This window comes from Streptomyces sp. NBC_00045, from assembly GCF_045041095.1.
Taxonomy (GTDB): domain Bacteria; phylum Actinomycetota; class Actinomycetes; order Streptomycetales; family Streptomycetaceae; genus Streptomyces.
Genome location: NZ_CP108271.1, coordinates 7,546,663 through 7,560,038 on the forward strand (window position 1 = coordinate 7,546,663; position 13,376 = coordinate 7,560,038).

General features: G+C 69.2%; 9 protein-coding genes. 7 read left to right on the top strand and 2 right to left on the bottom strand.

Annotation, left to right across the window (positions count from 1 at the left end; translation table 11 throughout):
- Positions 1–24: 24 nt before the first annotated feature.
- Positions 25–1,611 (bottom strand): S8 family serine peptidase, encoded by a 1,587-nt coding sequence (locus OHA65_RS34850; RefSeq protein WP_328764652.1) that lies wholly within the window; start codon positions 1,609–1,611, stop codon positions 25–27.
- A gap of 268 nt (positions 1,612–1,879) precedes the next feature.
- Here OHA65_RS34850 and OHA65_RS34855 point away from each other — a divergent pair, with 268 nt between their 5' ends.
- From OHA65_RS34855 to OHA65_RS34865, 3 genes are all read left to right on the top strand, one after another.
- Positions 1,880–2,821 carry a SigB/SigF/SigG family RNA polymerase sigma factor gene (locus OHA65_RS34855; protein ID WP_327280119.1) on the top strand — a complete coding sequence of 314 codons (942 nt, stop codon included), beginning with the start codon at positions 1,880–1,882 and terminating at the stop codon, positions 2,819–2,821.
- Positions 2,822–3,000: 179 nt separating this feature from the next.
- Positions 3,001–4,062, top strand: a complete 1,062-nt coding sequence (locus OHA65_RS34860; RefSeq protein ID WP_327280120.1) for a betaine/proline/choline family ABC transporter ATP-binding protein — start codon at positions 3,001–3,003, stop codon at positions 4,060–4,062.
- A complete protein-coding gene (locus OHA65_RS34865; protein ID WP_405763220.1) occupies positions 4,062–5,858 on the top strand; it encodes an ABC transporter permease/substrate binding protein in 1,797 nt (598 codons plus the stop codon). Before OHA65_RS34860 ends, OHA65_RS34865 begins: the two co-directional genes overlap by 1 nt.
- Before the next feature lie 229 nt (positions 5,859–6,087).
- On the opposite strand, the gene OHA65_RS34870 is transcribed toward OHA65_RS34865, so the two are convergent.
- The gene (locus tag OHA65_RS34870; protein ID WP_405763222.1) at positions 6,088–7,173 is read right to left on the bottom strand and encodes a helix-hairpin-helix domain-containing protein; all 1,086 of its coding nucleotides are present in this window, start codon (positions 7,171–7,173) and stop codon (positions 6,088–6,090) included.
- 53 nt (positions 7,174–7,226) lie between these two features.
- Here OHA65_RS34870 and OHA65_RS34875 point away from each other — a divergent pair, with 53 nt between their 5' ends.
- The 4 genes from OHA65_RS34875 (at position 7,227) to OHA65_RS34890 (ending at position 13,148) form a co-directional block, all read left to right on the top strand.
- Positions 7,227–8,690, top strand: coding sequence for a hypothetical protein (locus OHA65_RS34875; RefSeq protein ID WP_405545720.1), 1,464 nt, complete (start codon positions 7,227–7,229; stop codon positions 8,688–8,690).
- A 140-nt stretch (positions 8,691–8,830) separates the two neighbouring features.
- Positions 8,831–10,564 (top strand): hypothetical protein, encoded by a 1,734-nt coding sequence (locus OHA65_RS34880; protein ID WP_405545721.1) that lies wholly within the window; start codon positions 8,831–8,833, stop codon positions 10,562–10,564.
- On the top strand, positions 10,561–12,720 hold the full coding sequence (locus tag OHA65_RS34885) for a hypothetical protein (RefSeq protein ID WP_405545723.1): 2,160 nt from the start codon (positions 10,561–10,563) through the stop codon (positions 12,718–12,720). Before OHA65_RS34880 ends, OHA65_RS34885 begins: the two co-directional genes overlap by 4 nt.
- A complete protein-coding gene (locus tag OHA65_RS34890) occupies positions 12,717–13,148 on the top strand; it encodes a hypothetical protein (RefSeq protein WP_405545724.1) in 432 nt (143 codons plus the stop codon). The genes OHA65_RS34885 and OHA65_RS34890 overlap by 4 nt, the downstream gene beginning before the upstream one ends.
- The last annotated feature ends 228 nt before the right edge of the window (positions 13,149–13,376 follow it).

The window sequence follows — 13,376 nt, forward strand, 5'->3', positions numbered from 1 at the left end:
CGAGGACGCCCTCAGAACTGCCCCTCAGAACCGCAGGGCCCACGAATCGACGTATCCGGTGTAGCCCGCCCAGGCGTCGAAGACCCTCAGCTTCCACACGCCGTTGGCGGTCTCCGAGGAGGCGTCGATCGCGAACACGCCCCTGAGGTCGGCCGTGCCCCACCCGGTGTAGCTGTCCTTGACCGGGTACACCGTGCCGTCGGGGGCGACCACGTCGACCTGGAGGGTGCCCGAGTCCGGGTGCTTGATGTCGAGCTCCACGTCCAGCTGCGCGGGCGCGTGTCCGGCGACCCCGCTGACCGTGACCGGGGATTCGACCGTCTCCAGATCCGCGACCGGGTAGTCCGCGGTGTTCGCGAAGCGCGGCCCGGGCACCCGGTTCGGCGCCGTCCCCACGTACAGGAGCCGGTCGGGCGAGCCCGGTCCGGCGTCGACCAGCGAGCCGGTGGTGGCCGCCGCGGTCAGGGCGCCCGCGACCTGGGCGGGCGTGGCCGTGCGGTGGTCGGCGAGGTAGAGCGCCGCCGCACCCGCCACGTGCGGGGAGGCCATCGAGGTGCCGGACATGGTCGTGCTCCAGTCGTCTCCCCAGAAGACCGCCGAGGTGATCGAGTCGCCCGGCGCGAACAGGTCCACCAGGGGGCCGTAGTTGGAGTAGGAGGCGCGCGCGTCGCCGTCGGTGGTGGCCCCGACCGTGAGCGCCGTGGAGACCCGGGCGGGGGAGTGGGTGGAGGCGTCCGCGCCCTGGTTGCCCGCGGCGACCGCGTAGGTGATGCCGGAGGCGATGGAGCCCCTGACGGCGGCGTCCAGCACGTCGTCGGGGTCGCCGCCCAGGCTCATGTTCGCGACGGCGGGCTTCACGGCATTGCGGGTGACCCAGTCGATCCCGGCGACCACCTGCTCCGTGGTGCCCTCGCCCGACCAGTCGAGTACCCGGACGGACACGACCTTCGCCTTCTTCGCGACGCCGAACGTCGTGCCCGCGAGGGTCCCGGCGACGTGCGTGCCGTGCCCGTGCAGGTCGTCCGACTCGTAGTCGTCGTCGATGGCGTCGTACCCGTACGAGGCGCGCCCGCCGAAGTCCTGGTGGCTGATGTTGACGCCGGTGTCGATGACGTACGCGGTCACGCCCTGTCCTGCCGCATCGGGGTACGTGTAGCTCCCGTCGAGCGGGAGCCTGCGCCGGTCGATCCGGTCGACGCCCCAGGACGGCGGGTCCGGCTGCGTGGCATCGAGGTGCACCTTCCGGTTCTGTGCGACCTCGGCTACGGCGGGGTCCGCGGCGAGCCGGCGGGCCTGGCGCTCCGACAGTTCCACGGAGTAGCCGTTCAGCGCGGCGTCGAACGTCCGGCGGATCCTTCCGCCGAAGCGTGTGGCCACCGCCCGCCCCTTTTCCGTACGGGCGCCCGCGCGGGCCGGGTTCAATAGGACGAGGTAGCTACCGGCGACGGCTCCGGGTGCTCCGGCGTAGCGCACGGCCCCCTCGGGCGGTCCCGCGGCCGAGGCGCCGGTGTGCCCGCCGAGGGCGAGGGCCGCGGCCAGGGCGAGGACGGCTCCGCAGCGCCGTAATCCGAACTGCCCTAATCCGCTTGTTCTGTGAGATCTCGTGATCATACGGGTCGATCCCCCCTTGGGTCGTCCGCTCAGAGTGGAGCGGCCCGGGGGCCCGCACAAGGGGGTTCACACAGGCGGAATCCGGCCTGCCGCTCGCGCGCGTGTACGCGGGTCGTGCGTGCGCACGGGTGTGCCCCGCGTGCACGCGGGCGCGAGTAAGTGGACAGCCGCATTTCAGGCAATTCTTGACGTTTAAGCTGAAAGAGACCACCATCTACGGCAGTCAAGGTCCCGCGCCGCAAGCCGACAAGCCCAAGGAGCGAACCCCATGCCCGCCCCTGCCCCGTCCTCCACTTCTGAAACCGCCGCAGTCGTCCCCCGTCCGCGCCGCGGCACCCAGGCCGCCCGGATCGCGGACCTGCCGCGGATCGAGGAGCCAAGGGAGGTGGCCCCCGCGGATGCGAGGGAGCTTTCGCGGGTGTTCTTCCGGCGGCTCCACGAACTGCCCGAAGGGACGCCGGAGCACCGGTACGTCCGCAACGCCCTCATTGAGATGAACGCCTCACTCGTCCAGTACGCCGTCCGCCGGTTCCGCGGCCGGGGTGACGCAGGCGACATCGAGGACATCGTCCAGGTCGGCACGATCGGCCTCATCAAGGCGATCGACCGGTTCGACCCGGCCCTGGAGAACGAGTTCGCCACCCTCGCCATGCCGTACATCACAGGCGAGATAAAGCGGCACTTCCGCGACACGTCCTGGGCGGTCCGCGTCCCGCGCCGGCTCCAGGAGCTGCGGATCGACATCGCCAAGGCGAAGGAGCAGCTGACCTCCACGCTCGACCGCTCGCCGACCGTCGCCGACCTCGCCGACCACCTCGGCCTCGCGGAGGAGGAGGTCATAGAGGGTCTCGTCGCCGCCAACGGCCACACCAGCGGCTCCCTGGACGCCCCGCACACCGCGCACGCGGAGGGCGGCGACGCCTCGGCCGACGGCCACACCCTCGCCGACGTCATGGGCGAGGAGGAGCCGGCCCTGGAGCGCGTCGAGGACATCCAGACCCTCGCGCCGCTGCTCGAACAGCTCACCGACCGCGAACGCCGGATGCTCCGGATGCGCTTCGGCCAGGAGCTGACCCAGGCGCAGATCGGCAGCGCGCTGGGCATCTCGCAGATGCAGGTCTCGCGGCTGCTGACCCGCCTCCTGGCCCACCTGCGCGCCTCCATGTTGGAGGACCCGGACCCGGAGCAGCAGGCGCCCCGGCCGGAGTGAGGTGCATCACCTGGGCGTTTGCCCCGGTGAGTCCTGGGAAACCGCGGGTACCGGAGCGGACCCTTCCGCCGGTCGTCACACGACCGCGAGGGCGCGGGCGGATCCCGCACCGCTCCACGGCCACGCCCGGCCCGACCGGCCGGGCGCAGGCCGTCCCAGGTACGACCCGCGAGGTGTATGTGTCCACGCTCCAGGCCGAACACGTCTACAAGGTGTTCGGAAGACGACCCGCCGACGGTGCCGCCGCGGTCCGTGCGCTACGAAACGGCGCCGACCGCGACGAGCTGCGCGCCAACGGGACGACGGCCGCTGTGATCGACGCCTCATTCCGTGTCGAACCCGGCGAGATCTTCGTCGTCATGGGTCTGTCGGGATCCGGCAAGTCCACGCTGCTGCGCATGCTGAACGGACTGCTCGACCCCACCGAGGGGCGCATCCTCTTCGACGGACAGGACCTCACCTCACTCTCCCGGCGTGAGCTGCGCCACGTCCGCTCCACGAAGATCAGCATGGTCTTCCAGCACTTCGCGCTGTTCCCGCACCGCAGCGTGCTGGAGAACGCGGCCTACGGGCTGGAAGTCCAGGGGGTCTCCCGCGCCGAGCGCGAGCGCCGCGCCGCCGAGGCGCTGGAGCTGTGCGGGCTCGCCGGCTGGGAGGCGTCCTGGCCCGACGAGCTGTCCGGCGGCATGCAGCAGCGCGTCGGCCTCGCCCGCGCCCTGGCCACCGACGCCGACCTGCTCCTGATGGACGAGTCCTTCAGCGCACTGGACCCGCTGATCCGCCGCGACATGCAGGACCAGCTGCTGGAGCTCCAGCAGCGGCTCAAGAAGACCATCGTGTTCATCACGCACGACCTCAACGAGGCCATGCGCCTCGGCGACGGCATCGCCGTCATGCGCGACGGGCGCATCGTCCAGCAGGGCACCGCCGAGGACATCCTGACCCGGCCCGCCGACGACTACGTCGCCTCCTTCATCCAGGACGTCGACCGCTCGCGCGTGCTCACGGCCGACGCCGTGATGACCGACCCCGTCGCCGGGAGCTGCGCCTGCGGCTGCCCGAGCGTCACCGCCGACACCCCGCTCGCCGACCTGTGCGCCGTCAGCGCCCGCGTCCCGCACCCCGTCGCCGTCACCGACGACGCCGGGACCGTCGTGGGCTCCGTGGCGCAGGACCGCCTCGTCGCCTTCATCGGCGACGAACAGCGCGCCCCGGTGCGCTGCGCGGAGGTGGCCGCCTGATGCCCCGCCTGCACCTCGGCGCCTGGGTCGACAGCGGCGTCGACTTCCTCCAGCGCCACCTGTCCTGGCTGTTCGACGCCGTCAGCGCGCTCGTCACCGGCCTGTACGACGGCATCCACGCCGTGCTGGACGCGCCCGCCCCGCTGCTGTTCGCCGGTGTCCTCGCCGTCGCCGCCTGGTGGCTGCGCGGACTGCTCGCCGCGCTCCTCGCCTTCGCCGGCTTCGCGCTCGTCGACTCGGTCGGCCTGTGGGGCGACGCGATGTCCACGCTCTCCCTGGTCCTGGTCGCGACCCTCGTCACAGTCGTGTTCGCGGTCCCGCTCGGCATCTGGGCCTCCCGGTCCGACCGGGTCAGCGCCGTCCTGCGGCCCGTCCTCGACTTCATGCAGACCATGCCGGCCATGGTCTACCTGATCCCCGGAATCATCTTCTTCGGCGTGGGCGTCGTGCCGGGCATCATCGCGACGATCATCTTCTCGCTGCCGCCCGGCGTACGGATGACCGAGCTCGGCATCCGCCAGGTCGACGCGGAACTCGTCGAGGCCGCCGACGCCTTCGGGACCACCCCGCGCGACACCCTCGTGCGCGTGCAGCTGCCGCTGGCCCTGCCGACGATCATGGCGGGCATCAACCAGGTCATCATGCTCGGCCTTTCCATGGTCGTCATCGCCGGCATGGTCGGTGGCGGCGGGCTCGGCGGCGCCGTGTACCGGGCCATCGGCAACGTCGACATCGGCCTCGGCTTCGAGGCGGGCATCTCCATCGTCATCCTCGCCATGTACCTGGACCGGATGACCGGGGCCCTGGGCCGCCAGGTCTCCCCGCTCGGCCGGCGCGCCCTCGCCAAGGCGCAGGCCGCCGCGAGCGGAGCCGCCAAGCTGTGGAACCACCGTCCCCAGCCCGCGTACGCCGTCACCGGCGCCGTGGTCCTCGCCCTCGTCGCGGGCGGCCTGAACACCTTCGGCGGTTCCGGGCAGCCGGCCGCCGCCGCCGCCGGCGCCGGCGGCATCGGTAAGGGCCGCAAGATCAGCATCGGCTACATCCCCTGGGACGAGGGCATCGCCTCGACCTACCTGTGGAAGGAGCTCCTGGAGCGCCGGGGCTTCCAGGTGGAGGCCCGGCAGTTGGAGCTCGGCGCCCTGTTCACCGGGATGGCGGGTGGCCAGGTCGACTTCCAGACCGACGCCTGGCTGCCGGTCACGCAGGCCCAGTACTGGGAGAAGTACGGGAACAAGCTGGACGACCTCGGGTCCTGGTACGGCCCGACCTCCATCGAGCTGTCCGTCCCCTCCTACATGAAGGACGTCACCTCCCTCGCCGACCTCAAGGGCAAGGGCGCCGAGTTCAAGGGCCGGATCATCGGCATCGAGCCGAGCGCCGGCGCGATGGGGATCCTGAAGGGCAAACTGCTCAAGGAGTACGGCCTCGACGGCGAGTATCAGGTCGTCGACGGATCGACCCCCGGCATGCTCGCCGAACTGAAGCGGGCCTACGAGAAGCAGGAGCCGGTGGCGGTCGTGCTCTGGTCGCCGCACTGGGCCTACGCCTCGTACGACCTGAAGAAGCTGCAGGACCCCAAGGGGGCCTGGGGCAAGGGCGACGGCATCCACACCCTGGCCCGCAAGGGCTTCGCCGCCGACGAGCCGGAAGTGGCCTCCTGGCTGCGCTCTTTCAAGCTGACCGAGGCCCAGCTGACCGGCTTGGAGGCGAAGATCCAGGACGCGGGCAAGGGCAAGGAGCAGCAGGCGGTCCGCAGGTGGCTGAATGACCACCCCGAGATCGCGAAGGCCGCCTGACCACCGCACGGCGGGGAACGCGCCGACGGTCGGTGGAGGAGTACGCTCCGCCGACCGTCGCGTCTTCGCCCGCCCGGGCCGAGGGTTTCGCACCTCCTGGTGCCGGCGCCGGCCCGGCCGGTGACGCCGGTCTTCGCCCCCCCCGCGGCCCCCCCGTGCACCTCGCCGGCGCGGTCGATCCTCGCCGACACCCCGTCGCCTCCCGCGGGGACGGCACCGGCCCGCGGGCTCAGCTGGTGAGGAACGCCGCGATCCGCTCCGCGAACGCCTCCTCACCGAGGATCTCGATCCCCGCCTCCTCGGCCTTGGCCACCTTGCTGCCCGCCTTCGCCCCCGCCACGAGCAGCGTCGTCCGCCCCGATATGCCGCTCGCGGACTTCCCGCCCGCCCGCTCGATCAGCTCGCGCACCTTGTCACGCGTGTCGTAGGCCGCCAGCGCACCCGTCATCTTCCCCGTGACCACCACGCTCTGACCGGCGAGCGGACCCTCCGCGCCCGGGCCCGAGCCGCCGCCCGGACGCTCCACCTGAGGCTCCGTGAGGTTGACCCCGGCCGCGGCCAGCTTGTCGATGACCGGCCCGAGCACCGCGACCCGGGCCACGATCCCGGCCGCCTTGGTGTCCCCGACCAGCTCGACCTCCGTCATGGCGGCGGCGTCGGCAGCCCGGATCGCGTCCATCGTCCCGAAGTGGCGGGCGATGCGCCGGGACATGCCCCGCCCGGTGCCGATGACCCCCAGCGCGCAGAACACCCGGGCCAGCGGCCTGGCCTTCGCGGCCTCGATCTGCTCCAGCAGCTTGACGGCCCGCTTCTCGCTGCCCGCGGCCTGCGCGAGCGCCGCGTGGTCCAGCCCGAACAGGTCGGCCACGTCCCTGACCCGGCCCGCCTCGACCAGTGCCCGTACGTACGTCTCGCCGAGGCCGTCGATGTCCAGCTGGTCGCGCCCGGCGGCGTACAGGATCGAGGCGATCCGCCCGCAGTCGGCCGGCTGCGCACACCGCCACCGCTCCTGGCTGCGGTCTATCTCCCCCTGGCAGCCCGGGCAGACCGCCGGCGGCTCGATGGGCCGCTCCGCGCCGGTCCGCAGCTCCACCACCGGTGCCTCGACCCGCGGGATGATGTCGCCCGCCTTGTACACGGTCACGGTGTCGCCGAGCTGCAGGCCGCGGCGCTCGATGTCGGCGGGATTGTGCAGCGTGGCGTGCCGCACCACCGAGCCGTCGATCTCCACCGGTTCCAGCACGGCGGTCGGCGCCAGCACCCCCGTACGGCCCACCGCCCAGGTCACGTCGAGGAGCCGGGTGCGCCGCTCCACGGCCGCCATTCTATGGCGAGTGACTGTTGTTGCCGAGCTTCGTTGAAGTCTGTGTGACCGAGGGTGAGATTGATGCGCGGTGCTGGCAGGTTCACCGGTTCGATGTGAGGCGGGCGCTGGGGGAGTTGGACGGGAAGCTTGCCGGGATCGACTCGGATCTGGGGTCGTGGTCTCGAGCGCGCGGAGTCCGGCAGGGGCAGAGGTTCTTGCTGGGACCGACTGGGTGCCCTGACCTGAGGGTCAATGCCTGCCTTGGATCCGCGAAGTGGCGCAATCTCGGGTCGGAGTCCGAGAAGGACTACACCTACTCGCTGGCCGTATGGCTGAACTTCCTCCTCGTCATGGGTGTGGAGTGGTGGGAGGCGACCGATGATCACGCGGAGGAGTTCTTCTTCTGGCGTGTCACGGATCCTGCGAACAGCGACCGCATCGAGACGAACTCGTTCTCACGTGACCTTGCCGGGCTCAAGAAGTTCTACCGGTGGGTCGGCAAGAAGTACGGCGTGAGCGACCCATTCGTGGACTTCGATGCACCGCGAATCGTCCGTCGTGCGAACGTGAAGTGGCTCGACCCAGCCGGCTACACCCGATGGCTTGACCTGGGGATCCGGGGCATGGACTTGGCCGGGCGTCTTGATCCCTGGTGGCGCGGCCGCAACGAGCAACGCGACAGGGCCTTCTGTGACGGGCTCTACGGGAACGGCTTGCGCGTGGCGGAATGGGCGAGTGTCGCACTGCCCGAGCTGCCATCCATCGGCAGGCGCCGGCGTTTCTACACCTGTCATTTGTCTGATGAGTGCGCCAAGGGTGGGTACGGACATCCGTACTGGATCCCGCAGAGCGTGATGAAGGGGGTGTTCTCCTACGTCGAGGGATCGCGGGCTGCTGCGGTGCGGCGGGCTCAGCGGGCGGGCCGATACGAGCGCGTCCAGGGCATGCGGTTGGTGTTGGAGACACACGGAGCTGACGCAGTCACCCTGCAGGACGCTGGAGAAAGGGGGGAGAAGTGGCTGTGGAACGACATCGGCAAGGAGACCAGGCTGCTGCTGTTCCGGCGTACTGAACAAGGGCTGGAGCCCGTCGCGCTGTGGTTGAACGAGGACGGCCTTCCCCGGGACTGGCGCGGCTGGGAGCACACCTTCCAGGTCGCGAACGACCGGATCGAAAGCCTGGGCCTGGAGGGCTTCAGCTGCACTGCCCACATGCTCCGCCATTCCTTCGCACTCAAGTGGTTCTCGATCGGCAAGCTCGTGCGCGGGGCACAGCTTGGCCATCTCACCCGAGAAGAGCGTGAGGACTTCCGCGAGGAATTCGGCAACACCTGGCATCTGGTGCAGACAATGCTCGGCCACCGGAACGTGGAGACCACCAAGAAGGTGTATCTGGAGCCGTTCAGGACTCTGGACGTTGAGATCCTCTTGGCACACGCGGACGGGTTCCCGGTCTCTGCGTTCATGGCCGAGGCATTCGCCAGTCATCCACAGGTTCGCACGGACCCCCTGGCGGTGACGCGGTGACCGGCCGGCGGGCCTCACTGCCCTCCAGGCCCTCGACGACGCAGCGCGGTCGTTTGGGTACGGGGCTATTGGTGCGCTGCTTCAATGGGGACGGCACAGCGTTTGAAGACTACGACTTCGCTCCGCTGACTATGGACCCTGTGCTGAGGGAGGAGCTGATTGGTGCGTTCGCGAAGCGGACCGCCCCCGGCGAAGGCTTGACCTCACTGCTTTCGACTCTCGGCATCTACCAGGTGATCCGGCAGTTCGACCGCTACCTGGCGACGCTGCCCTGGCCGCCGCGGGCGGTATCGCACCTGACTGCCGAACAATTCGATGGGTTCTTCGAGTTTCGCAAGACCACGACCTCAGGTGCGGCGGGCGACCTCGGCGCTCTGAAGCTGCTGCTTCTGCAGGCCGAGGGTGTATCGGATGCCCTTGCCGGCCGTCTGGCGTCTCAGCTGCCAGGCCGGGTGACCATGGAGACGAAGGAGAGCTACAGCAGAGCCGAGTTTCAGCGGATCACAGCTGCTGCCCGGGCTGATCTTCGAGCGGCGGCCCGGCGGATCCGCGGCAACCGCGAGCTCCTGGCCCGGGCCCGGCGAGGCGAGGCGGATGCGAATCAGGATGCCGTCCGTGTTCGGCTGCTGGAATTCGTGGACCGCCACGGCACCATCCCGCGGGAGGCGCGGCCCAACGGGGCGACCAAGGGGAAGCTGTTTCCCGCGGCTTGGGTTCGGCGAGTCGCCCCCGTCCGGGAGATCGTCTCCTGGCTTCACCTGACGCTGGACGAGGCCGGGGCCGGCGCGGTCCTGCTGGCCGCGATGACCGGCGAGAACCCGCAGGTGATCTTCAAGGTTCCCGCAGTGCACCACCGCGCTGACGGCTACACCGGAGCGACCGGCACAGCAATCTTGGATCTGGTCAAGCCGAGGCGGGGCGGCCGGGCCCATATGACGCTCGCTCTGAGTGAAGTCCCGGACTGGATCAGTGTTCCGGAGCAACCTGAGGACCTCTCGGCCCGCGACGAGCTCCATACGGCCTTCGGTCTCTACGTCCTGTTGCACGAGCTGACGGCTCGGTCCCGGGCGCTGGTCGGCGGAAACCGGCTGCTGGTCGGCCATGCCACGTCAGGCGGGAGAGGTACTGGCCACGGCCTGCGGGCTATGGAGAACACCGAGACGATCAAGCGGAAGGGCGAAGCGTGGGGCCTTGTGGAGGACAAGCCCGATAAGAACGGCCGACCAGTCCCGCTGGCCCTGAGACTTGATCTCCTCCGGCTGACGCACATCGAGCTCTACCAGCGGCCGGTCGCGCACACCGAGAAGACCGCGGCGACCGCCTACCTGGCCCGGAACCGGGGCAACGTTGAGGAATACCGCAAGGTCGTGGCCAAGACCCTGGCGAACGAGGTGGACAAGGCCCGAAGCCGGGGAAAGGTGGCCAGCTTGTCGGCGGAGCAGGTCGCCCGGGCCAGTACCGATCCTGAGCAGGTTGCCGCCGAGTTGGGCCTCAAGCCGGAGATCCTCAAGCGGTTGATCGCAGGTGAGCTCGACACCGTTCTGGCCGGCTGCAGCGACAACCGGAACGGCCCGCACGCACCTGAGGGCGAAGCCTGTCCTGCCTCCTTCATGCTCTGCCTGGGCTGCGAGTGCGCCAGGGCCCTGCCTCGGCATCTACCGGTCCAAGTCCTGGTCCATGACAGGCTGGGTGAACGCCGGGAGCACATCGACGCACCACGCTGGGCCAAGCGCTTCGCAGGCCCCCACGCCCAGCTCGGCGACCTGTTGGACCAGCACGACGAGACGGCCGTACTCGATGCCCGCCGCGATGCCACCGAAGCCGACCACGCACTGGTCGAACGATTCCTGAACCGGGAGCTCGACCTCCGATGACAACACCCGCCTACGACCTTGAATGGGGAGAAATCCCCGCAGGCACCCAGTGGCCGCAACCGGATACGGTGGTCCTGCTCCACCGCGACCTGCGACCGGACACCGACCCGACGAAGCTCTCCCGCTTCCGTGACGACCGGTGGGACCTTAACCAGGCCATCTTCGAGGACCACTACCGGGCCACCTCGTTGAACTTCGAGCTGATTCCCGAAGCATTGCGGCTACAGACAAAGCACTACGTCTGGCAGCTGCTGAACCACGGGAAGCTATGGGCTCCGCGGGGCGCGCGACGAGTGAGGGTGGCGGTCACCACCGTCCACATCGCGTTCGTCAACGAGCTGCAGTTCATCATCGAGTGGCTCGTGAAACAGGGCATCACCGGGTTCTGCCAGGTCACCAATGAACTCTTGGACTCGTTTGTCGACGCGATCTTGGACGAGGACGACCCGCTCACGGGAACTTCGCGCACCCTCACGGAGATCCGCCGCCTCTGGGGTCACCGGGACATCCTTCCGCCCGCGATGAGACTGCCGCAGGCACCGCCCTGGGCAGGCGAGGACACCACTGAGATCCTGGGCCCGCAGGCGAAAGGACAACGCGCGAACCGCACCCGGCGCATCGCGGAACCCACCATGCAGATGCTGCTGATCTGGGCGATCCGCTTTCTCGAGGACTTATCCGACGACATTCTCGCCGCCCGTGACGAGCACGCCACACTCCACCTGCGGACACCCGAGGGACGCCGCCGCAGCGGAACCACGAACCCGGTCCGACACCGCCCCGGAGATCTGCAACCGAAAGTCCGCGCCTACCTCGATCAACTGCGTCAGCAGGGCGGATCACTGCCCGGGCGCCGCCTGGCGAACGGCGAGCTGGTCATCCGCTGGACCCACATCGCGGTGGCGCTGGACTGCGGGGACTCGATCAGGAACACCGGGACCGGCCGCCTGATCACCGAATCAGGACTGCCGATCGGCGAACAGACCCTGCTGGGCACCCGGTTCATGGGACTGAGAGACGGAGGCCCCTGGCGGCGGAACATCGCCTACGAGGAGGCCCCTGCACTCGCACGGCTGCTGAGCACTGCCTGCTTCACGATCGTGGCCTACCTGTCGGGTGCTCGCGTCGGCGAGGTCCTCAACCTACGGCGCGGCTGCGTCGCCCAAGACGCCGACACAGGGTTGTGGCTGATGCGGGGTCTCTACTTCAAGGGAGCCGAGGACGCCGACGGGAACAAGATCCCCGAGGGAAAGGCGCGGCCGGATCCGTGGGTCGTCATCGAGATCGTCGCGCGAGCAGTCAAAGTCCTGGAACAGCTTCACCCCAGCCCGCTCCTCTTCCCGACCCGACTGGAGCCCTTCCACCGGCGCTGGGCGGGGGAGAAGCGTCTGGGAGAAGCACGATCGGATACGTCCATCGCGGAAGACCTCAACGACTTCGTCGAGTGGGTCAACCAGGAATGCACACGGCTGGGTCGCACCGATCTGATCCCCAACGACGGGCGAGGCCCGCTCAAGGTGAGCCGATTCCGGCGGACGCTGGCGTGGTTCATCCGGCGGCGACCTCGCGGGCTGATCGCCGCCTCGGTTCAGTACGGTCACGCCCACACCCGGATGCTCGAAGGGTATGCGGGCAGTTACGAGTCCGGTTTCCCGGATGAGTACGCCTTCGAGGACTGGCTCTACCGGCTGGAGTGTCTTGCCGAGGACGAGGAAGCTCTCGCTTCGGGTGAGCACGTCAGCGGCCCAGCGGCGGATACTTACCGCTACCGCATCGCGGCGGGGAACCGCGAGTTCGCCGGCCGAGTTCTCACACGGGAGCGGCAGGCAGTCGACCTCCTGGGCAACCCGCTGCTGCAGATCTATCACGGGCTGGGCATGACCTGCGTGCTCAACCCTGCTACCGCCGCCTGCCAGCTACGAGGGGACGCCGAGGACCCGCTGGTCACCCCGGACCAGGACGACTGCAGGCCCAAGTGCCTCAACCTCGCTCGGACCGACCGGGACCTCGACTACGTCAGACAGCAGACCGCCAAGCTCTCCGAGATCGTCGCGGATCCACTCGCCCCGCCCTACCGCCACCAGCGCGAGCGCCACGAACTTGAGCGGCTGAAATCCATCATCCAGGCCCACGAGGAAGGAGCGGGAGGCACATGACGGCCATCCCCCTCGGCGACGAGACCGACCCGACTCGGCACGCGATCATCGCCGCCATGAACCGGCTCTTCGCGGGCAAACCAACGCGATCGACCGGGCGTCTCAACATTTCCCAGCTGGCCATCGAAGCCGACGTCAAGCGCTGGCACCTGACTCATCAGCACCAAGACCTACAAGAAGTCTTCAAAGCGCGAGCAGCCTCCGATGAAGTCAAGCGGGCCAAGCACGTCCGAGAAGAGGGCGCCCACCAGGAACTCAAGAGGAAGCACGCCGACCTGCAGGCTCATGCGCGATTCCTCGAAGAACGACTCCAGATCTACGCGGCCGCAATCAACTTGCTGACGCTGGAAAATCAGTCGATCACCGAAGGGAAGGAGGACGCGGCCAAGGTCCGAGTCATGCCCCGCCGACCTCGCCGGCTGCCCTGAGGAATCGCATCCAGACCCTCTAAGGACTCATTGCCGCCGGGCCACGCTGACCCGCGCGTCCTCGCCTCTCATTGCTTGCGGCCAGCGGTCGTCGATGACACCCGCTGCTTCCCGGCAGGCGCCACAGGCGTTCTCTCGCTCCGGCAGCCACGGGTAATCGGACGGCGACATGCCGGCTTCCTGGATTCCGCACAGCGTCCTGTCGAAGATGCCATAAGCGTGCGCGGC

What these genes read in the sequence shown, in the direction of transcription:
- OHA65_RS34850 (WP_328764652.1), bottom strand. Translation starts at nt 1,611, where the DNA reads ATGATCACGAGATCTCACAGAACAAGCGGATTAGGGCAGTTCGGATTA.
- OHA65_RS34855 (WP_327280119.1), top strand. Translation starts at nt 1,880, where the DNA reads ATGCCCGCCCCTGCCCCGTCCTCCACTTCTGAAACCGCCGCAGTCGTC.
- OHA65_RS34865 (WP_405763220.1), top strand. Translation starts at nt 4,062, where the DNA reads ATGCCCCGCCTGCACCTCGGCGCCTGGGTCGACAGCGGCGTCGACTTC.
- OHA65_RS34885 (WP_405545723.1), top strand. Translation starts at nt 10,561, where the DNA reads ATGACAACACCCGCCTACGACCTTGAATGGGGAGAAATCCCCGCAGGC.
- OHA65_RS34890 (WP_405545724.1), top strand. Translation starts at nt 12,717, where the DNA reads ATGACGGCCATCCCCCTCGGCGACGAGACCGACCCGACTCGGCACGCG.